The following is a 22402-nucleotide window of genomic DNA, read 5'->3' as shown; positions in this document are numbered from 1 at the left end:
TTTTATCCTTTCTTTAACTAGTTGATGCTATCTTTTTTTACTACTATGTTTTCTTTTATAACAGGTTTTGCAACAGGCGGTTTAAAATCTTTGATATATCCAAGATCCAATAATGCTGGTACAACGTGTTTTCCGGCAAGTTGTACCGCTTTACTTGAGCCCCTGGTAGATTCTATACGAATACAAACAACAACGTGACCGGGACCTGATTTTTTGGGCGCAAAGAACACATACCAGCCGTCATTAATTCGCTCTTTTTTCCAGATCCTTTCTGGTGTTCCTGTTTTACCTCCTACAGTAATGCCCAATGTATACCGCTTATTGGCACTCTGCTTAAGCATATAATCTGTAAGCAAAGCCGCGTATTGCGGATCATTGGCCAACTTAATACCTGGTTTAACTTTAGTTGTAGAATCGCTGATCTTTAAAACATAACGATTAGCAACTAATGTGCCCTTATTAGCCACTCCGGATATAAGCCTTGCAACAGAGGCGGGGGTAGCAATTAGCTCGCCCTGCCCCCAGGCCATTCCGGAAATACCTTTAGCCCTGGTGCGACGTATATTTGAAGGATCGTATCTCGGTTTAGTATTAAACTCAGTTTTACGCCAAAGATTCATCCACTTGTTCTCTTGTTTTGCATTACTGGTGTCCTTATCAAAGTAATAACCACCAACGCCTCTAAGGAACATTCCGGTTTTCATATATAAAGCGGCCATGTTTTCCTGCAAATGCTCTTCATTAGCTAATTTAATAAAATAAACATTGTTTGAGTTTACAATTGCACGCTCCAATGTAATATTTCCTGTTTCATCCGGTTCTATACCTTTGGTTCTGATCCTTTCATAGGAACTTACTGTAAAAGATCTTTTGGCTGCATTAATGCCCAGTTTGTTAAAGGCAGCCATTGCTGTTAAAACCTTAGCGGTAGAGCCTGGCTGTGTTGCGTAGGTAAACCCAAGATCTGCATTGGTATACCAGCCGGAAAGCTTGTTCTGTTCGTTGGTAGTCATGTTTAACAGCTCCCAATCCTTAACCGGAGGTAAGGGGTAAACTGATGAAGCGAGTACATCGCCAGTTGAATCTTCCATGATTACCACGGAAACCCTGCTTTTTCTTAGTGAGGTATCCAAACCAACAGAATGCTGGATGGTTGACTGTAAACGTGCATCTATAGTGAGCTTAACATCTCTGTTTCTTTTTTTGAACGATTCAACCTCATTGCTGTTGATTCCTGCCAGTAATAAAGGAGCCAGGGCGGCATAATCTCTTTTGCTTACCGTCATCTCTTTTACGCCTCTTGGCAGAAAGCGGTCTTCACGGTATTTATTCGCTTTTGTATTGAAGGAGGTAATAGGTGTATGGAAGCCTCTAAGCTCTGCTGCATGTTCATACTCGGCAAAATACCCGTTTGTGCTACCGTTAAATACTCCCGTGTTTGCATCACCTATCCAGAAAAAGGTTTGCTCTTCGAAAGGATAATACCTGTCGACCCGTTTATGCATGGCCGAATCGAGATTATAGCTAATGCCAGATGTTCTTAACGTGTCTGCCTGTTTCCTGACAAAGTCAGGATTACTTGTTGCAAGAACCCTTCCTTTTCTGTCGTATAACTGGCCCGCTTCTAATTTGTTCATTAAAATTGCAATGCGGGGATTATAGCTAAACATGCGTAAACCACTTCTATCGGCTACAAGCGATGGCTGTACTACCCATTTTTTATTATTGGCAATATATCTTGATATGGTGATGGTTAACAGAAGAACGGCGATGCTGGCAGATAAAAGTGCCGGTACAAGGTTCTTATCTTGCTGTTTGGTAATAAATGCCATCTGTACATCTGTGCCTCTGATTAAAGAAACGGAAAGCAAAATGCCGGCTGCCATCATATTTGCTACCAGTGATGACCCACCATAGCTGATAAACGGCAATGCAACACCTGATAGGGGCAATGCTCCTGTAGAACCACCGGCAATGAGCAGGAACTGCACAAACATACTTATCCCAATACCTGCGCAGAGATAAAATAGAAATGGAGTGCCCGTTTGCCGGCCTATAATTATTGACCTGTTTAAGAAAATCAGGAACAACACAAATATGCTCACTATACCTGTCCACCCGAATTCTTCGCCTATGGCTGGCAATATCATGTCGGTGTGTGCCTCTGGTATTGTTTTGGCAAAACCTTCGCCTACACCCTGACCGGTTAAGCCACCACCAGACATAGCCCAAATGCCGTTTGCTACCTGGTCTCCGCCATAGACTTCGTTATTCCATGGGTCTTGCCATATAGATTTACGTTCTGTAAGCCGGTTAACAGGTCCCTGGATGAGTTTGTCGAGATAAGGAACCTGATCTATCAATAAGAAACCTGCGATGATCATGATGACCATTATTGCCGATTCGCTGGTCTGTTTTTTATTGATCAGCATGACCAGGCCCATCAATACAACGGTAACCAGACTGGCTATCCAGATGTTCAAAAACCAGACAGTCAATGTGTAAGTAATGATGGCAATGAGCATCATCATGAAATCGCCACGCGAGAAAGAAAACAGTATGATAAATGTAAAACACACCACCATTGCAGGGCCCAGATCACCCAGAACCAGGTACATCAGGATAGCGATGCCCATTGCCACAAGTGCGAATGAGAAGAAATACCATCTTTTTTGCCAGCTGCGGTATTCGGTGATAAAACGCTCGTTACTGGCAAAAAAGCCTGCAAGAAATAAAATGATGGCATATTTTACGATCTCACTGGGTTGTACACCAAACAGGTTTACTTTTACACCACTGCCCTCGGGGCCATTTCCGAAAATGATGGTTAAGGCCAGTAGCGCCAGTGCCAGCCCCGCCCATTGCCACCCGTTTGCTTTTCCTGAGTTTTTATTAAGCACAAGCATCCGGTAAAACCTGGAGTCGACATTAAACTTCCGGAATTTAATGAGCATTAATATAATGATGGCGAAAACGCCCATGCCAAAAAAAACAAGGGTATCTTTTGCTAAAAAACGATCTCGTAATGGATCCTGTAAACTGAGTAAGGCTATAAACGAGAACCCCGTCATTAGCATAATGATGGGTAAAATAAGCTGATCTGCCTGAGGAAACTTAACGCTTAGCAGGAAATGTAACAGGAAAAATCCTGCAAAAAAACTTCCGGTAATGATCCAGAACCATTTATTAAATTCATCAGGAGTACGTACTATCAGCGATTTTTCTTTCTTTAAGATTTTAAAATCCCTTGCAGAAAAAAGCCGGATAGTATGTTGTGTTTGCTTAAACGTAAACGAAGCATCTTTTTGAAGTTCCTGTATGCCCTGTGATCTTCCGAATTGAAAGCCGGGTTTTAGGGGTAACAGCTCAAAGGCTTTGTCTTCAGGTAAATTTAAAAATGCAAAATTCCCGTTGGCATCTGTTCGGACATATGATGTTAATCCCGCTGATTTTACTTCTACCTCATCATCAACATAAGCACTGTCCTGAGGAACTATCATTTGTAGTTTTATCAGAACGCCGGATACGGCTTTATTGGCAGTATCTATAATCTTACCCGATATGCTATGGACCCCTAGTTTAAGGTCGGTTTGAGCAGGTAACTGAGGAGGCCGGTTTCTTTCCTGGGTAAAACGCAAAGAGTCGTCGCCGGTATACCCAAGTAATGCGCGCGAGTCGCTAGCTCTTTTTTTGAAATTTTGTCCTCCAGAGGCAAAAGCATAATCCGCCTCAACAAAGAATTTGCTTTTATTCAGCTCCCCAACGTTATCAAGCGGCTCTTTAAAAGACTTAACGCCTTTTGCAACAGTTTGTTCTATTAGGTTTACGTCTTTTTTGTCTTCAAAATAGTACCCCTTTTCAAGTAAGGTTTTTATGAGTTCACCTGGATTTTTAGCATTCAGGTTCATCATGGTTCCATTGTCCAAACGGAAACCCACGTCGGCAAAATTGCGCTGTAAGGTATTGAAAAGTGTAAAGAATAATGATCCTAACACGATGGTTATCAGTATAATAAAAGCACGTTCTATTTTCCTGCTCTCCATACTAATGACTTCCAGTGGTTGGTAATGAATCTGTTTTAAAAGAACTGGCAGGTATTTTTCCCTGGATATACATGTTCTGAGGCAAATTATAAGTAGCTTCTATGGAATTAACACAGTTGTTGAACCGTACATTTTTTAGCTGCAGTACATTGTTTTGGGATAATATGGCCGTATGGAAGTTTTCAAATGTGATGTTCTCTAAAAACACATACTTACTGATTGGTTTAATAGACACAGCACTGCCTTTATATGCTGAATCACTTCTGATGATAATAGGCGTTTTAGCAATGATGAAAAGCGTATCCTTATTAAAATGTATATCCTCATTAAGTATAATTGGCGATTTGAACAGGGAATCGGAAATGATTAGCGTGTTCCCAACCAATTTGTTAATCGTGTCCTGAAGTTTTGCTTCCTGCTCATTACGGACAGGTTGCAAAGCTGTCAGCTTTTGCTGCTTGATGGCATTTGAACGGACGTTATTTTGCCATAGCAGATAAAGTGCGAATGCCAGAAAAACAATGCAGAGTACAGACAACAGTGTTACCAAACCCTTATTGTTTTTTTGTACCACAGGAATAGCAACAGGAGTAATCTCTTTTTGCACCGTAACCTCTTTAGGGGCAGCATGGGTTATTGAAGGCTGGTGATTTACAATAGATTTTGGGCTTTTTACTTTTACTGCAGGTTTTGTTACCTCATGTACCAGTGATTGTTTACCATTTTTAACCAAAACAACAGTTATATTGTCGCGTCCACCATTATTGTTAGCTGCTTGTATAAGCTCAGCTCCTTTTTCCTGTAAAGTGGTCTTTTTGGTCAGAATGTCTGTAATGCCTTGTCTGTTAACCATGTCGGAAAGGCCATCACTACAAAGCAATAACAAATCACCAGGAAGGAAAGGGGATTGGCCGGTTTCTATATAATCGTCCTGTGCTGCTATTTTTGCACCAAAACCCAAAGCTTTATTAATCTCGTTACGTTTGGGATGGCTCATGGCCTGTTCTTCGGTAAGGCGTCCGCTATCTTCCATGAAGCCTACAAAAGATTGATCTTTTGATATTTTAACCAATGATCCGTCGCGAAGTAAGTACAGCCGCGTATCACCAACATGCGCGTAATAGAGCAGGTTTTTTTGAAGATCGATAACTGCCAGTGTAAGTACACAGGCCATGTTTTCATGTTCCTTAACTTTTTGTTTTTCGGCCATTATCTGTCCATCGGCAGCAATAATAGCATCCTTCATCAGCGAAGGCAAGTCTTTACGCTGACTGTTCAGGTGTTGTAAAATTGACTGTCTGGCAATCGCCGAAGCAATTTCGCCTCCAGAATAACCCCCAACCCCATCTATCACACAGGCAATAACCAGATCGTTAGCTGCCGTAGTTTCGGCAATAAAGGTATCTTCATTATTATCTCTTACTTTTCCTGTATCGGTTAGTCCAAAGTAATTTCTATCCATTTTATTTGGGCGAATTTTTAATGTCTCTAAAATGTGCGATCAATAAAATGATGCATATAATGAATAACGCTATAGATAAGATATGCGACATATATCAGGATTTAAATATGTTAACACCAATAATTCCGTTCAATATAAGTCGAGAGTTAACAGGTAGTTCAGACCATTTAGGTCCGGTAATGTCACTTCTTTCAATTAGATTCTCGTTTAAAATGGTCTTTTCACCAAAAGAGGCTACATAGAACTTATCTTCTGGTCTGTTGTATCTTATTTTAAGATGAGGCGTATTTACCCACTCAGACGGAATCCTGAAAATATGATTTTCTTCCCTTGTTTCCTCGTTTCCGGAAACCACTATATCATCTGCTTTCATCAGGTATTCTAATTTTTGTCCGGAGTAAGCTTTATCTGGAATAGTAGTTTCAAAACGTGCCAACACCACTCTTTGGCTATCATTTATTGTCTTTTCTTCAGGTTTCTGTATATCTACATAAGGGATCTCATAGTATCCTTCGCTGTAAAATATAAAGTCTTTTAGAATATCATTGTTTATGTCGAATGTTTGGGCCAGCCCTGTTTGCCGTGGTATAAAGGTAACTCTAAGATTTTCTTCTTTTTGTGTGCTGTCTGGCAATAATTTTCCTATAAAACTAATATCACCAGGTTTATAATCCGGGTGAGATACAAATCTGAATACCCATTTATTACTTGACGGTTCTACCTTTTTACCATCTGCAACCTGTTTGTTTAATATTTCATAAAAGTTGTCGACAGATTCCTGAGATATTAAACCAAGAATACCTTTTTTGTTATCTATAAACTCACGATAATCATCGGGATTAAGGCATATAATAAACTCATGATAAAATACCACCCGTTCCGCAAATGACAATTCTGATATGGATTTCCGAAATTCTTCGATGATATATTTATAAACCTGGTTAGGTGTAAGCGGTTTCGACTTGCCCGATGATGTGGATCCATTATTGGTTAAGAACCAGTCCTGGATGCCCATGCGTTGCCAAATAGAAGGTTTTGTACTCATTTATAATTGCTGTAGTAAATATTAGATCGAAAGATAAGGAAAAAAAACATTGCCAAATGGCCCTTCGTAGATTTAACAATTACAACGATGATTTTGTGTTGGGAGTATGAAGGAGTTGGTTAACTTTGCGGGAACTTATGAAATTATCTATTTTCTGTTTGTTTAGCCCTTTATTCTTTTTGTTTTCGGGGTTTCCGGTTTTTGCACAGCAAGATGCAATTGACTGCGTTAAAGTACTTGATACTGAACCCTATTTTGTTAAGCATAAAACTGCAGAACAAGACGTAATGCTGAAACGTGATATAGAGATTTTAAAACACTGCGGTAATTTTGATAGCATTGACAATGAGTTTTTTAAGGGGCCGATATTAGGCGCTTTAATGCTGGATCAGGTAAGATTGGGGAAACCGGCTACCTACAGAACGCTGATTGAGATGTTGACCGTTTTTAGAGAGACGGCATCCTATAAAGATTTTGCTGAAGGCATGGTATTATACAGAAACCTAAAAAAGAAGAAGGTAAGCCTGGAAGAATGGGAAACAGATAAAGAGCTATTCGTAAGAATGGGTTTTACGGGTAATGACCTTGAAGATTTTAAGGTGTTTCTAAGCAAGCCGGAACATATTAAGCTTACTTATGGCGAAGCTTTAACTCAATACATGGCGGAAATTGAGGCCATGAGTATCGACAAATAAGAAAGTGGATGGCATGTAGCGTTTTTGATATATTTTACGTTTAGTGATGAAAAGGATGTTTATGTTTAAGAAAATAGCGATGCTTGTTTGCGGAGTAGGGGTAATACTGCTGGCAGCATGTGATAAAACAGATAATTCAAATTGCCAGGATAAAATTTGCGATGAAAGTTTTGCTACTTTGGTAGTGAAGTTTGTAGATAAAAACGGAGAAGGAGTAGCTGTTGATAATTATAGTGCTGTAAACCAACGTACGGGCGATACTTTAAGTGTTGCGACAAGTGATATCAATTCTGAAACTGGTATTTATATTGTGGCTAGCGACCGCCATATCAGCAAACTTTCAGAAAGTGGAGATAGTGTTAAAGTTACCGGAACGTATACCAAAAGTGCACAGACCAAGTCTGCAATTATAAAGGTAAAAGGAGGGAATTGTGCCTGCCATATATCAAAAATTGATGGGCCTGAGCAAATTAAGTTTGATTAATTTGCTGGTTCGGCAAAATACTCCCTCCTTTTAGCAGATCTTATTTGTCTGCTTTAATCTCTACTCGTCTATTTAAAATTCTTCCTTCTTCAGTAGAATTTGAAGTTACTGGCTGACTTTCGCCAAAACCTTTAACGGTAAAGTTAGATGCATTTAAACCTGCATTAACAAGATAAGACTTAACTGAATTCGCTCTGTCAACAGACAAAGACATGTTTCTTTCCGGTGTACCTTCTGCTGAAGAGTGTCCGTTTAAGACAAATTTAGCTGTAGGGTCCTTTTTAATTTCGGCAACGGCTTTATCTAAAATTGGGAATGAAGCCGTTTTTAACACGTCAGAGTTAAATTCAAACTGAATGTTTTTGAAGTTAAAATCTGGTTCAGGTGCAGGAGCTGGTTTTTCTGGCTCTGGCGCAGGAGTTGGTGCAGGTTTTTCTGGCTCTGGCGCAGGTGCTGGTTTCTCAACCGGAACCGGATTTGGTTTCGCTACTACTTTCTTTGTTTTACACGAATACATCGAGATTGACAAAAGTCCGATGACTGCAAGGAGCGAAATTGTTTTTGTAATTTTCATTTGAGTTTTATAAAATTTAGTTCATTTGTTATGTGCACAAAAGGTATTAATTATATCTTAAAATGCAAATAAAATAACACACTAATAACGCCAGTTATATTAAGAACGTGTGTTCTACTAAATTTATTTAAAAAATGAAGTGTTTGTGCTCATGTAAATCCGCTGATTAAACAAGTCGTATTGAACGAACTTTTGCCCCCTTTATTGTCGGATTTTAGTTTGATGTTAATAGGTTGTTAAATTATTGCGTCAAACACATTTATTTGGGCTTTTTTGTGTTTGTTCTTTTTGTTCACTTTTGCCTTTTTGGAGGTATTGAGTCTTTATAGTTGTAATTTTGGGCATACAAGAGCGTAGGATTATTGCTTTTTATTGTGTTTTTTAAAATATTGTTGAAATATTTAGTTGAAAGCGCATAATTTTCTTGATATAGAGCTACTTTGAATAAAATCATGGTGCTTTTCTGTATAAAAATCCTGCTTCTGTAGAATATGTTAAATGATATTCGAAGAATACTCGAAGTTGAACCCTAATCATCCCTCAACAACATGAAAACTCCCATTATTATTGGAATAACTCCATTTGAAAGGCCTGATGTAAATCTTGCCTGTGCGGTGTCAAATGCGAAGGCGTTTCCTGTACTTCACCTCGGAAGAGATAAAGCCGTAGCTGCCGATGCGTTAGAGCAGTTGTCAGAAAAATGTTCGACAGGATTTGGCGTGTGCCTGATTTCGGACGATCTTAAGGATGTTGTTTTTCCTGAACAGGTAACTATGGTTATTCTGCCGTATGGAATACAAATTACCAGAAAAAAACAGGTTAAGCTGTTTTATCAGGTTTGCAATGTTGAAGATGCCAAAAAAGCCCAGGCCGAAGGAGCTGACGGGATTATAGTAAAAGGTAATGAAGGTGCCGGTAAGGTAGCCTATGAGTCATCATATATCCTATTTCAACGCATTGTTAAAGAGGTTAAAAATATAAACATATATGTACAGGGTGGTGTTGGAATACATACTGCTGCTGCTTTAATTGCGTCTGGTGCAGCAGGAGTTGTATTGGACAGTCAACTTGCATTGTTCCCTGAATGCAGCGTTCCAGACCCCATAAAACAAATCTGCGAAAAATTAAGTGGTAACGAAACCAGACTGATTGGGGATTTCAGGGTATTGGTGCGACCGAATTCACCTGTACTTGCTGAAGAGGCCACAGCCAAAGATCTTGAACCTTATTTTAATGGGTTTGATCTGGAGCGCTCGTTCCTCCCAATGGGGCAGGATATTGCGATCTCAGCAGATCTTGTAAACCGGTACAGAAAATTAGACAAGTTAATATTTGGGATTCAGGAAGCTGTTCACGGACATCTTAATCAGGCTAAATCAATCAACGTGATTAGCGTTGACAATGCATTGGCAAGAGATTTAAATATTACCTATCCGATAGCACAAGGGCCTATGACAAGGGTTAGTGATGTAGCACCTTTTGCTAATGCTGTAGCTGAAGCGGGGGCATTGCCTTTTGTTGCACTATCATTGTTAAAGGGAGATCGAGCAAAGGAACTGATCAGTGAAACTAAGAGACTTGCGGGAAATAAAACCTGGGGCGTAGGCATATTGGGTTTTGCTCCTCAGGAGTTGCGTGATGAGCAGCTGGAATATATAAAACAAGAGATGCCTCCGGTAGTGTTAATTGCGGGTGGCAGACCGTCGCAAGCTAAACCGCTTGAAAAACTGGGTATCAAAACCTTTCTTCATGTGCCATCGGTTTCACTCCTGGATATGTTTTTAAAGGAAGGCGCCAGGCGTTTTGTTTTTGAAGGGCGAGAGTGCGGCGGGCATGTTGGGCCGTTATCGAGTATGGTGCTTTGGGAGAAGCAGATTGAGCGTTTATTAAAAGAAGATCAACCGGAACAGATCAGTGTGTTTTTTGCTGGTGGCATCCATGATGCTTTATCAACCGCATTTATTGCTGTAATGGCAGCGCCCTTAGCAGCAAAAGGTGTAAAGGTTGGGGTGTTGATGGGTACTTCATATTTATATACCAGAGAGGCAGTAGCTACGGGGGCTATTCAGGATAAATTCCAGGAACAAGCAATGGTGTCTAACGATACGATATTATTGGAAACAGCACCAGGTCACGAAACCAGATGTTTAAATTCTCCGTTTGCGGCATTCTTTAATGAAGAAAAAGAAAAGCTCCAGAAAGAAGGTGTAGATAAAAAGGAAATCTGGGCAAAGCTGGAAAGCTTAAATGTTGGTCGCCTGCGCATTGCAGCAAAAGGAATTGAACGCAAAGGTGATAAACTGGTAACCATTGATGAAAAGGATCAGTTGCACCTGGGTATGTACATGATTGGGCAAATAGCGGCAATGCGTAATGAGGTTGTTTCTATTTTAGATTTGCATAAAGATGTTGCTGTAGGCAACTATAAATATATTGAAAACGCAGCATTGGCTGCACTTCCTGAGGCTAACGGAAAATCACTAAACGTAGCCATTGTAGGAATGGCCTGTATTTTTCCGGGCGCAAAAAATATTGAAGAGTATTGGCGTAATATTATTCTGGGGAACGATTCGGTAACGGAAGTTCCGGATGAACGCTGGAATAAAGAGCTATACTATAATCCGGAATCAACGGAGAATGACATGTCGCATTCTAAATGGGGTGGTTTTATCCCTAAGATTGATTTCGATCCATTGGAATATGGAATTCCCCCACAATCGTTAGCGGCAATTGAGCCAACGCAGTTATTGAGCCTTATGGTAGCTAAACAGGCAATGGAAAATGCCGGTTATAGAGAGGGTAACTTTAATGCAGAGAACGTATCTGTAATAATAGGAGCCGAAGGTGGGAATGACCTTGCCAACAGCTACAGTTTCAGAGGTTTCTTTAAACAGGTATTTGGCGAAATGCCGGCTGAACTGGACGAACTGCTGCCGAAAACAACAGAGGATTCTTTTCCTGGAATTTTAGCCAATGTAATTTCAGGACGTATTACAAACAGGTTAAATCTTGGTGGGCGCAATTATACTGTTGATGCGGCATGCGCTTCATCTTTAGCGGCTATCGATTTGGCTTGTCAGGAATTGTTCCTCGATAAGTCGGATATGGTACTTGCTGGTGGGGCGGATTTACATAACGGTATCAATGATTACCTGATGTTCTCGAGTACTCATGCTTTATCCCGCAAGGGAAGATGTGCAACGTTTGATGCTGAGGCTGACGGTATTGCCTTAGGTGAAGGTGTAGCTATGGTGGTGCTGAAAAGGTATGAAGATGCTTTGAGGGACGGTGATAGGGTTTACGCTGTAATTCAGGGTATTGGTGGTTCAAGTGACGGGAAGAGCCTTGGTTTAACAGCCCCGCGTAAATCTGGTCAGGTTAGGGCGCTTGAACGTGCATATGGGCAGGCGGGCATCTCGCCATCAGTTCTTGGACTGGTAGAGGCACATGGAACGGGTACCGTAGTTGGCGACAGAACAGAGCTTAGTGCTTTAACTGATATGTTAAATGAATCAGGCGCGAGGGCAAATCAAACCCATCTGGGATCAGTGAAAACCCAGATAGGCCATACCAAATGTGCGGCAGGTTTAGCAGGTTTAATAAAAGCTGCTTTATCTGTTTATCATGGCGTAAAACCGCCAACCATTAACCTAACAAAACCTAACAGTTATTATAACAGTAGTACAAGTCCTTTCGCTTTTCATACCGAAGCCGGGTTGTGGATGGAAGATAAACGTTATGCAGGGGTAAGTGCTTTTGGTTTTGGAGGTACTAATTTCCATGCGGTTATTGAAAGCGATCATAAAGTTTCTGAACAGGCATCTGCATTAACTTCATTGCCGTCTGAACTGTTTGTTTTTAGAGGCGATACCTATGAGGAAGCCAAAAAACAATTGAGTAATGTAAAGGCTTTACTGGATGAAAACGACAATATAGATTTAAAGGACATTGCCTTTAGCTTGGCCATGGGAAATACTAAGCAGATACAGCTGAGTATTGTAGCTGATAGAGTTGAAGACCTGATTATGAAGATTGACCTGGCTTTATCGGGCGTTGAAAGTAAAGATACCTATATCACTAAGAAGAGAGCCGGTAAGGTAGCGTTTATGTTCCCCGGACAGGGTAGTCAGCGTATCAATATGGCAAGAGATCTTTTTGTGATATTTCCCGCCATGCGGAAACTGCTAAACAACAGGAGTAAATATGAACAAGTCCTTTTCCCAAATGCGGTATTTGATGAAGCTTCTTTAAAAGCTCAGAAAGAAAGAATTAAGGATACCCGTATGGCGCAGCCGCTTTTAGGTATTGTGGATCTGGCAATTGCTAATTTTCTTAAAGATTTGGGTATTGAACCTGACATGGTTGCAGGACATAGTTATGGTGAGTTACCTGCTTTGTGTTTTGCCGGTGCTTTTGATGATGATCAACTGGTGTTTTTGAGTGAACAAAGGGCCAAAGCGATTCTCGATGCTGTAGAAGATGGAGATACGGGGGCTATGATTGCGGTAACCAGTAAGGAGGATGAGATATTTAAGGTGATTGATGGCATGAAGGATGTTTATGCAGTAAACTATAATTCGCCAACTCAATTGGTAATTGCAGGTACAACGCCTGCAATTAAAAAGCTTGCAGAAATACTTAAAACTGCTAAAATTTCTTTCAGACAATTGGAAGTTGCCTGTGCTTTCCACAGTCCGCTGGTGGCTAAATCGAAAGCGATTTATAAGGATGTGTTAGATAAGGTTGAGTTTACAGATCTCAGCTTACCTGTTTGGTCAAACACGACCGCTGGATTATATCCGACAGGGGCGGAAGCAGTAAAGGAAAGACTTACCGATCACCTGGTGAAACCTGTGAAATTTGTAGAACAGGTAAAACAGATGTACCAGGACGGAGCAAGAATCTTTATTGAAGTTGGACCTGGAAAAGTATTAACAGCTCTAGCGAAAGCATGCTTAGGCAGAGATGAGTTGCTACTTTATGCAGAGGACAATAGCCACAATAAGATAACACATTTGCTTTGTACAATTGCGACTTACATAGCCACAGGGCGTGATGTTAAATTGGAGAAATTGTTTGAAGGCCGTAATGGCAGGCATTTAAACCTGGATGAACCAGAGCAGTACAAGAAGAGTAAAACAGTTTGGTATGTAAATGGGCAGCATGCAATTCCATCGGTAGGGAAACTACCTGCAAACGGGGCTTTGCCGATAATGCAACCACTTAAACTAAAAGGAACAGAAGTGAAAACAGAATATATAAATAACCCATCGAATGGGGCAGAACAAATGATGCAGGAATACCTGAACAGTATGAAAATGATGATTCAGGCACAACGTGATGTGATGTTAACGTTTTTAGCTCAGCAATCGCCAAATATGCAAATGCCTCAGCAAATGTATGTTCCTGCACCGGTTGTAACGCAATCAGCGCCATCGGTACAGATTGCAACCAGGCAACCTGTGTCCGAGATTCAGCCAGTGGCGACCGTTGTAAAACCTGTAGCATTAAAAGTTGATGCTAAAGCGGTTTTAATGAGTATTGTAAGTGATAAAACTGGTTACCCTCAGGAGATGCTTGGGATGGAAATGGACTTAGAGGCTGATTTAAGTATTGATTCTATTAAACGTATGGAGATTATAGGTTCCTTGCGCACTGAACTGGGTGGTTTTAGTAATGCAGATAAAAATGAAGATGCTTTTATGGAGCAGCTTGCAGGTATTAAAACATTAAGTGGTTTGGTAAACTGGATCAATGAAAATACTGCTTCGGCTGTTCCGGTTACAGAGGAAGTGACTGGTGTGAAATTTACGCTTGCAGATATTAAATCTGCAATTCTTTCAGTTGTAAGTGATAAGACCGGTTATCCGCAGGATATGCTGGGGATGGATCTTGATCTCGAAGCGGATCTAAGTATAGATTCAATTAAACGCATGGAAATTATTGGCGAGTTGAAGGTAAAGATCGGTTTTAGTAAAGGTGAGGAAAGTGGCGATGATCTAATGGAAAAACTTGCTGCGATTAAGACGCTTAATGGTCTGGTAAATTGGATTTCGGAGATAGAATCTGAAGGTACCGAAACCGTTGCTGAGGCTAAAAAGATTATTGAAGAGAGCGCAGTAAATGATAATTATGGTGAGTCATTGTCAAGACTTCGGTTTGAGCTTACCCCTTCGGAACTTTTAAATAAAGATACCTCATCATTAAAAGGAGTTCGTTTTGCGGTAACTGACGATGCTGGTTTGCAGGCCATGGCCATTAAAGAACTATTTGAGGCTCAGGGAGCAATTGTAGATGTTGTTTCTGCTAAAGATAGTTTAAAAGGTTATAAAGGTTTGATCATGCTGAACATGTTCAGTACGCCAGATAAGGCTACCATTATTGACAATATTGCAATGATAAAGGAGCTGGATTTTGAGGAGATGAAATGGGTATATCTAATTTCGGATACCAAGGGTTATATGGATAATGAATCTGATGCGGCCATGTTAAGGCACTTTCAGGGATACTCAGGCTTGTTTAAAAGTTTAGATAAGGAATATGAAAATACCAAATGCAGGGTTGTAAGTTTAACCACAAAATCTGCAGCATCAGAAATTGCTAAAATCACCTTGAATGAGATCCTGAATCCGGATGAGCCTTCTGAGGTTATATATGATGGCATTAACAGACAAACGCTTGAGCTTATTCCTTCGCAGCTGGTAACCGGATTGGCTGATTCCCATATTCAGCTGGATAAAGAAGCGGTGGTGCTGGTTCTTGGCGGAGCCCAGGGTATTACCGCTAAGCTGATGACACATTTTGCAAAGGATTATCCTTGCAGATATATTTTAGTTGGCCGTTCTCCTGATCCCAGAGCCAATGGATTGGACCAGTTTACTTTTATGAAAACCAAAGAAGAGATCAGAGCTTATCTAATCAAACAGGGTAATCTTAAAAAACCGTTAGAAATAGAGCAGGAAACAAACAAAATCTATAAAAACAACCAGATTCTGGAAACTATCGGCTCACTTGAATCAGAAGGGTCTATAGTATCATATGCATCACTTGATCTGCGTGACGAAGAAGGCTTAAGCAAATTTATTGGTCAGGTTTATGAAGAATACGGAAGGATAGATGGGGTGGTTCATGGCGCAGGCTTGCTGGAGGATAAATTGTTCCATGGTAAAACGGTGGAATCTTTTAGACGGGTTTTTGAAACCAAGGTAACTCCTTTACGTGTGCTTGCAGAGCAGCTAAGACCAGAAACGCAATTCGTAATCTTCTTCTCGAGCATAGCTTCGGTTTACGGAAACCGTGGACAAACAGATTATGCGGCAGCAAATAGCGTAATGGACAGGTACGCCTGGGCATTAAAAGCCAAGATAAATGGTAAGGTGATGGCGATAAACTGGGGGCCCTGGAAAGGCGCGGGAATGGTTTCGTCTACGCTGGAAAAAGAATATGAACGCAGAGGAATTTCGATGATACCCTTGCAGGATGGTATGGAAACCTTTGTAAATGAAGTTAAATACGGAAATGAGAGTCAGGTACTCATCATGGCAGGAAGTAACTGGTAGCCAGGGGGCGTTATGAAAAAAACGGATGTAGCTGTAGTAGGAATGTCTTGCATTTTTCCCGGTGCGGGTGATGTGGAGACATTCTGGCAAAATATAATTAACAAGGTAGATTCTACACAGATTGTTCCTGCCAATAGAATTGATCAGGTACATTTTGAAAAGGGTTCTGCTGGAGTCGATCGTTTTTATTGTAACCGTGGAGGTTTTATCCCTGAAGTGGAGTTTGATCCTGCCGGTTTTGGGATATTACCATTAGCTGTTGAAGGTACAGAACCTGATCATTTGTTAACACTTAACCTGGTTCAGAAAGCATTGGAAGATGCAGGGGTGTTTGAAAAGAATGTTTCGCTTGATAAAACGGGCATCATTATCGGTAAAGGGAATTATGCCGGGCCGGGAGCTACCCGCGCCATAGAAATAGTGAGAACAGGCGAGCAGATTGCCAGTGTTTTAAAAGATCTTTTACCTCATTTGGGTGAAGAAGAAATAGATAAGGTAAAGAAAGAGTTTCAGGTTCGTAAAGGTCGTTTTGGCGCTGATACTGCAATGGGGCTTATTCCTAATCTTGTGGCTTCTTTAGTTGCCAACAGGTTAAATCTTGGCGGGGTGGCTTATACTTTAGATGCGGCCTGTGCGAGCTCTCTTATTGCCATTGATCATGCGGTGCAGGAGTTGAATAGTAAGCGTTGTAATATGGTTATTGCAGGGGGTGTTCATGTTGGCCAGAATGCTGCGTTCTGGAGTATTTTTACTCAACTGGGTGCCTTATCCAGAAAAGGAAAGATTGCTCCTTTTGATGAGGGAGCCGACGGATTACTTATTGGAGAAGGTTGTGGGTTTGTAGTGTTAAAATGCCTTGAAGATGCAATTGCTGATGGCGACAGAATTTATTCCGTATTAAAAGGTATTGGTGTTAGTAGTGATGGAAGTGGCACGAGTGTAATGAGCCCTTCGGTAAAAGGACAAATCAAAGCGATTGCCCAGGCCTGGGAAAATGCCGGTGTTGATTTAAAAGATATAGGATACATTGAAGCTCATGGTACCGGTACGCCATTGGGTGATAAAACTGAGATAGAGACTTTATTGCAATTTTTTGGTAGTGATAATTCATTGCCAAAGGCAGGTATTGGAACGGTAAAATCTAATATCGGTCATGCCATGCCTGCTTCGGGTATTGCAGGACTGATAAAGACATCATTAGCATTGTATCATGGTATTATTCCGCCGACATTGCATTGTGATGTTCCTCTAGCGCAATTAAAAGAAACGAGATTTAGTGCTGTGCAAGATGCGCAGAATTGGGAAACTTCAGGTTTACCAAGGATTGCGGGTGTAAATGCCTTTGGTTTTGGAGGCATAAATGCACATGTGGTACTTGAAGGTTATGAAGCTAATAAGCCGGAGCCTGCTTCTGTTTTAAAGAGTACACAGACAGATCAGGTATTGTTAATAGCGCGCCACAGCCACGAAGCTTTGTTGGATGCTTTGGAAACCAATGACAAAGATCCTGGTGAAGGCAAATATCGCATTGCGGTGTTTGATCCAACTCCCGAGCGAATAAAGAAAGCGCTTAAAATTGCGGGGAAAAATATTCCATGGCGCAATAAACAAGATATATGGTATAATAATGAGCCTCTTTTAAGCAAGGGTGGGAAAGTAGCTTTTGTGTTTCCAGGCCTTGATGGTTTGGCAGGTGGAGAGGTACTTAGTGTTGCTGAGCATTTCAATATTGCACATAAGGAGGTATCGACAGCTGGTGGTTTATTAGATGAAGCTTTGAAAATTCTGGAGAAAAGCAGCATTCTTGATACGGCCATTAAGCAATTAGGTGTACTGCCTGATATGAATGCAGGACATAGCTTAGGGGAATGGCTCGCGGCAAGATCTTCTGAGCTGGCAGAAGAATCATCGGTAATGCAATTGCTTAACTACCTCAACCCGGAAACATTTGAGTTAAAGGATTCCAAATTTATTGCCGTAGGATGTGGAATTGATAAGCTGCAGCCTATTATCGAAAACATAGATCAACTATATCTTTCAAATGATAATTGCCCGCAACAGGTTATTCTTTGCGGAAGTAATACGGCTCTTGATGAGCTGGTGCCAATATTAAGGACCAAGCAAATCTTTCATCAGATACTTCCTTTTCAGTCTGGATTCCATTCTCCTTTTGTGGCAGATAAACTGGACGTTATGCTGGAAGGCATGAAGGATATGCAGTTTAGAAAAACGAAGTTCCCATTATGGTCGGCAACTACTTTGGAGCTTTATCCGGAAGGTTTTGAAGCAATAAGACAGTTAAGTGTAGAACACCTGATAAAGCCTGTTCGCTTTCGTGAACTTACTGAGCGACTTTATGATGAAGGTGCAAGGGTGTTTGTGCAGATCGGATCGGGTGGTTTGATTGGTTTTATTGATGATACTTTACGCGGTAAAAATTATAGTGCGGTATCGTCAAACGTACCAATCCGTTCTGGTATTGCCCAGTTGCAACGTGTACTAGCGGCATTGTTTGTTGAGGGTAAGGAAGCCGGAATGCAATTCATGGGGTATGATAAGAAAAAAGTAGCTGCCAGAAAAGGTATTGTGCTTCAGCTTGGCTTACCCATAATTAATAATATTGCAGGCATTAAAGCACTGGCGCAAAAACAAGAAAAGACTGCATATCGGAGGGAGGCAGTTCTGGAGGACTCTGCTGCCTCACATCCTCTAATGAAGGCTTTTAATGAGAATGTTGAGGAGATGATTGATATTCAATCGGAATTACTTCAGTTATTTAAGAATGGAGTTCCTGCTAATCAAACTGCAAACGCCCCCGCTCCGGTTATGAGGGCCTCTGGTCGGAGGGTTCCATTTTCTAAAAAGCTGGATGTTAGTTTAGAAAACTGTCCGTATCTGGTAGACCATTCATTGCTCAGACAACCCAAAGGATGGCACTGCCTAGATGATATGGATCCCGTAATTCCAATGACAATGATTTTTGAACTGTTCGCTGAAATTGCAGTTGATCAGTCGCCCGAAGAGCAGGTGCAAAAGATCATGAACATAAAGGTGTTCCAATGGATGAATGTTGCAAAACCATTTGTAGAAACAGTTACAGGCGAGTGGAAAGATCACCAGTTGGTATATCTGAATCTGGAGCGCTTTGCAAATGCAGAAGTATTGCTGGCCGCTAATCTTGCTGATGCTCCTTTGAGGAGTTTTGATGTGGGTAAGATTTTGAACATCGACAGAACAACTGAGCAGATATATGATGGACATATGTTTCATGGACCCGGCTATCAGGGTATAAAGAAATTAATTGCTGTTGGTGAAAAAGGCATTACCGGTATCATTGAAGGTGATACTGGCAAGGGTTCTCTTTTAGATAATGCCGGACAGCTGTTTGGTTTATGGCTGCAGCTTACACTTACAAAAGATCGCATCGCTTTCCCTGTTAAAATACAGGAAATAGAGTTCTTTGGTGATTTTAAAGATCAGAAAGGAAGTTTTGAATGTACTTGTGTGCTCACGGAGTTGAATGATGAATTTGCTACCGCAGATTTTGTGATGAAGCGGGATAATAAGATCTGGGCGGTAATATCAGGCTGGCAAAACAGAAGACTTGAAATTGATGATGCGTTGTGGAGCGTTTCTATGTCGCCATTAAATAACAGACTTTCAGAAGAGATTGCCCCGGGAGTGTTCATGTTTCACAACGCTTACAGCAGGGTGGTTTCGTGGGACTTTATTTTAAAACGCTATTTCAATCAGGATGAGAAAAAACATCATAATTCATTATTGCCAAATAAGCGAAAAGAATGGATGATCAGTAGAGTTGCAGTAAAAGATGCTGTTCGAAATTTACTGAAGAAGACTAAACAAGAAGCCTACTTTCCGATTGCTTTTGAAATCAGATCAGACGAATTCAGAAAGCCCTACCCATATGGCAATATGACTGAGGATATACATGTTTCTATTGCCCATAAAGGGACTGATGCTGTTGGAATTGCACAATACGATAGATCTGTTGGTATTGACATTGAACGGATTGAGGAGCGAAGTGAAGGGTTTGCTGATCTCGTTTTCTCTGAGGAAGAGAAGGTACTGCTAGCAGATAAAGACAAAGCGGAATGGGCAACCCGTTTTTGGGTGGCAAAGGAGGCTTACGGGAAATACCTCGGGAAAGGCCTGCAGGGAAATCCAAAAGCATATACTATACAGGAGATCAGAGGAGAAGAATTAAGGATTAACGACATATTCATAAAAACAATAAAACATAAAAATTATATAATCGGATGGACGCAGTAGTATCGACAGCAAAACTGAACAGCAACGAGATCTTTGATCTTATGAAACAATTTATTACAGAGGTGATAGGAGAAGAGTTTGTGGAAGAAATGGATATCACGATGGAAAGCTCTTTCACTAAAGACCTTGAGATGGATAGTATTGAAATTGTATCCTTTTCTGAAAAAATTAAGGCACACTTTGGTGAGCAGATAGACTTTACAGGATGGTTGTCTAACATGGATCTTGATCAGCTTATCAATCTGAATTTAGGAACGATTGTAAACTACATAGAAGAATGCCAATAATAGAAGTAAATAACAGAGGAGTGCATATACAGGAACTGAATAAAGGGGCTGCGGAAACGGTGCTGCTTGTTCACGGGATGTTTAGCAACCTTTCTATTTACTATTTTAATATTGCGCCTATTTTAGCGAAACACTTTCATGTGGTTATGTATGATCTTAAAAGCCATGGCTTAAGTGAAAGAATAGAAAATGGCTACGACCTTAATAGTATGACCGATGATCTGGTGAATTTACTGGATAGTTTGGGGATTGATAAGGTGCACCTGGCCGGATATAGTTTTGGGGGACTTATTGCTTTAAAAATGGCTGCGCGCTTTCCCCGAAAGATAAAAAAACTTGCTGTTATAGAAGCCCCAGATCCTAATGATGATAAAACGAGAGATATTATAGATGATTACAGCAGGGAGTTTCTGGAGCATTATGTAACCAATTTTACAGATACCACGAAGGTGAAAATGGGAAAGCGACAGATGGAACGTAACCACCGTATGTACGAGTATCTTTTTCACGAAACCAGTATAAAGAGTGATATGATTCTTGAGAAGGAGTTTTTTAGCGCTGCTGAGATTTCGGATATACAGCAAGATACTTTACTGCTATATGGTGCAAATTCAAATTGCCTGGGAGCGGGTAAGAAATTGAAAAATAAGATAAGAGGAGCAGCATTGCTTGAGGTTAACGGCGACCATAATATTCCTATTCAGGAGCCGGTAAGTATTGGAAATATCATGGAAACATTTTTTAACAATGGCTAAATTCGTATTCATAGTTCCGCCTTTAACAGGGCATATTAACCCAACATTAAGTATTGGTGCTGTTTTATTGCATCGCGGTCACGAAGTGGCCTGGATTAGTCTGGATAAATCTTTGGCTTTGCGCCTCCCTAAAGGGGGGCAGTTACTGCTTATTGAGTATGATGAAAATGATCAGCAAAAACAGGACAGCGAGAAATATCTTGACATCATTACAAAGAAGATCGTTTATGGTATCGATAGCATCAAATTCCTTTACGAGGAAGTTTTGATCCCTTTGAACAAACACAGTTACGAAGGTATTGTGGGTTTGTTGGATAAGTTTAAGCCAGATCTGATAATTACAGATCATCAGATGTTTGCCGGAGCTATTGCTGCAGTTAATAGAAATATTCCTTATGCAACTTCTGTTACTGCACCGGCTGCAATTAAGGTGATGGATGAACTACCTAAGATCCATGAATGGGAGGTAAACCAAATTGTGGCACTTCAAAAGGATTTGGGTGTTGAAAGTGAAAATGCTATTGCCTGCTCGGACCTGTTAACAATGGTGTTGACATCTAAAGCTTTTTTTGGTGAAATGGAATTGCCTTCTAATTATCAGTTTGTAGGTCCTGTTATCCATAAGCGAGAAGGGCAAACGCCTTTTGATTGGGAAGGATTGGAACGGAGGACCCCGCAACCAAAAATATTGGTTAGTATAGGAACTACGTTTGATCACGAACATAAGAAGAGTTTTTTTGCTAAGGTGATTGAAGCTTTTGCTGAAGAACCTTTAACTGTTGTGGTTGTTTCTGAACCTTCGTTATTTGATGAATGGCCCGGGAATTTTATCGTTCAGCGCAATGTTCCACAGCTGGAGCTGCTACCTTATCTCGATGCAGTTGTTTGTCACGGAGGTCATAATACAGTATGTGAAACTTTAACTAATGGTTTGCCAATGGTAGTTGTGCCTATTGCGTACGACCAGTCGCACGTTGCCGGAAGGGTGGTCAGAGTGGGTGCCGGGTTGAGGTTAAATTTCAATCGGTTCAAATCAAAACATCTTAAGGAAGCTGTTGAGGAAATTTTAAATAATGAATCTTTCGGTAAGGCAGCACGACAGATGAGCTTGTCTTTTGAAGAGGCTGGAGGGACGGAAACTGCTGCTGATTTGCTTGTACAGTTAAGCGCGGTAAGATATGTTGAGGTATTAAATAATTAAAAGAGAA

General features: G+C 40.7%; 11 protein-coding genes. 7 read left to right on the top strand and 4 right to left on the bottom strand.

The window, feature by feature from the left end; genetic code table 11:
• Positions 1-17: 17 nt before the first annotated feature.
• From HQN86_RS11505 to HQN86_RS11495, 3 genes are all read right to left on the bottom strand, one after another.
• Positions 18-4043 (bottom strand): FtsW/RodA/SpoVE family cell cycle protein, encoded by a 4026-nt coding sequence (locus HQN86_RS11505; RefSeq protein ID WP_172661135.1) that lies wholly within the window; start codon positions 4041-4043, stop codon positions 18-20.
• 1 nt (position 4044) lies between these two features.
• Positions 4045-5505, bottom strand: a complete 1461-nt coding sequence (locus HQN86_RS11500) for a PP2C family protein-serine/threonine phosphatase (RefSeq protein WP_172661134.1) — start codon at positions 5503-5505, stop codon at positions 4045-4047.
• Positions 5506-5599: 94 nt separating this feature from the next.
• On the bottom strand, positions 5600-6550 hold the full coding sequence (locus tag HQN86_RS11495) for a hypothetical protein (RefSeq protein ID WP_172661133.1): 951 nt from the start codon (positions 6548-6550) through the stop codon (positions 5600-5602).
• Positions 6551-6687: 137 nt separating this feature from the next.
• Between HQN86_RS11495 and HQN86_RS11490 the strand changes: the two genes are divergently transcribed.
• Both HQN86_RS11490 and HQN86_RS11485 read left to right on the top strand, forming a co-directional pair.
• Complete coding sequence (locus HQN86_RS11490) at positions 6688-7245, top strand: hypothetical protein (protein ID WP_172661132.1); 558 nt, start codon at positions 6688-6690, stop codon at positions 7243-7245.
• A gap of 61 nt (positions 7246-7306) precedes the next feature.
• A complete protein-coding gene (locus tag HQN86_RS11485) occupies positions 7307-7729 on the top strand; it encodes a hypothetical protein (RefSeq protein WP_172661131.1) in 423 nt (140 codons plus the stop codon).
• 40 nt (positions 7730-7769) lie between these two features.
• On the opposite strand, the gene HQN86_RS11480 is transcribed toward HQN86_RS11485, so the two are convergent.
• A complete protein-coding gene (locus HQN86_RS11480) occupies positions 7770-8303 on the bottom strand; it encodes an OmpA family protein (RefSeq protein WP_172661130.1) in 534 nt (177 codons plus the stop codon).
• Between the two features lie 548 nt (positions 8304-8851).
• Between HQN86_RS11480 and HQN86_RS11475 the strand changes: the two genes are divergently transcribed.
• From HQN86_RS11475 to HQN86_RS26715, 5 genes are read left to right on the top strand one after another with little or no spacing between them, the layout of a single operon-like run.
• Positions 8852-15862: a type I polyketide synthase gene (locus HQN86_RS11475; RefSeq protein WP_172661129.1), complete on the top strand. Its 7011-nt coding sequence runs from the start codon at positions 8852-8854 to the stop codon at positions 15860-15862.
• Positions 15863-15874: 12 nt separating this feature from the next.
• Positions 15875-20152, top strand: a complete 4278-nt coding sequence (locus HQN86_RS11470; protein ID WP_172661128.1) for a type I polyketide synthase — start codon at positions 15875-15877, stop codon at positions 20150-20152.
• Positions 20140-20439 (top strand): acyl carrier protein, encoded by a 300-nt coding sequence (locus tag HQN86_RS11465; protein ID WP_048907178.1) that lies wholly within the window; start codon positions 20140-20142, stop codon positions 20437-20439. Before HQN86_RS11470 ends, HQN86_RS11465 begins: the two co-directional genes overlap by 13 nt.
• On the top strand, positions 20430-21194 hold the full coding sequence (locus HQN86_RS11460; RefSeq protein ID WP_172661127.1) for an alpha/beta fold hydrolase: 765 nt from the start codon (positions 20430-20432) through the stop codon (positions 21192-21194). Before HQN86_RS11465 ends, HQN86_RS11460 begins: the two co-directional genes overlap by 10 nt.
• Complete coding sequence (locus HQN86_RS26715; protein ID WP_216854387.1) at positions 21187-22395, top strand: glycosyltransferase; 1209 nt, start codon at positions 21187-21189, stop codon at positions 22393-22395. Before HQN86_RS11460 ends, HQN86_RS26715 begins: the two co-directional genes overlap by 8 nt.
• The last annotated feature ends 7 nt before the right edge of the window (positions 22396-22402 follow it).

Source organism: Pedobacter panaciterrae (genome assembly GCF_013204795.1).
In the GTDB taxonomy this organism is placed as follows: domain Bacteria; phylum Bacteroidota; class Bacteroidia; order Sphingobacteriales; family Sphingobacteriaceae; genus Pedobacter; species Pedobacter panaciterrae.
Note: the sequence above shows the minus strand (reverse complement) of the source record. Positions and strands in the feature narration are given on the sequence as shown.

Excerpts from the sequence above, each read along its gene's own strand:
- HQN86_RS11460 (WP_172661127.1), top strand. The coding sequence starts at position 20,430 with ATGCCAATAATAGAAGTAAATAACAGAGGAGTGCATATACAGGAACTG.
- HQN86_RS11505 (WP_172661135.1), bottom strand. The coding sequence starts at position 4,043 with ATGGAGAGCAGGAAAATAGAACGTGCTTTTATTATACTGATAACCATC.
- HQN86_RS11490 (WP_172661132.1), top strand. The coding sequence starts at position 6,688 with ATGAAATTATCTATTTTCTGTTTGTTTAGCCCTTTATTCTTTTTGTTT.
- HQN86_RS26715 (WP_216854387.1), top strand. The coding sequence starts at position 21,187 with ATGGCTAAATTCGTATTCATAGTTCCGCCTTTAACAGGGCATATTAAC.
- HQN86_RS11495 (WP_172661133.1), bottom strand. The coding sequence starts at position 6,550 with ATGAGTACAAAACCTTCTATTTGGCAACGCATGGGCATCCAGGACTGG.
- HQN86_RS11480 (WP_172661130.1), bottom strand. The coding sequence starts at position 8,303 with ATGAAAATTACAAAAACAATTTCGCTCCTTGCAGTCATCGGACTTTTG.
- HQN86_RS11475 (WP_172661129.1), top strand. The coding sequence starts at position 8,852 with ATGAAAACTCCCATTATTATTGGAATAACTCCATTTGAAAGGCCTGAT.
- HQN86_RS11470 (WP_172661128.1), top strand. The coding sequence starts at position 15,875 with ATGAAAAAAACGGATGTAGCTGTAGTAGGAATGTCTTGCATTTTTCCC.
- HQN86_RS11465 (WP_048907178.1), top strand. The coding sequence starts at position 20,140 with ATGGACGCAGTAGTATCGACAGCAAAACTGAACAGCAACGAGATCTTT.
- HQN86_RS11485 (WP_172661131.1), top strand. The coding sequence starts at position 7,307 with ATGTTTAAGAAAATAGCGATGCTTGTTTGCGGAGTAGGGGTAATACTG.
- HQN86_RS11500 (WP_172661134.1), bottom strand. The coding sequence starts at position 5,505 with ATGGATAGAAATTACTTTGGACTAACCGATACAGGAAAAGTAAGAGAT.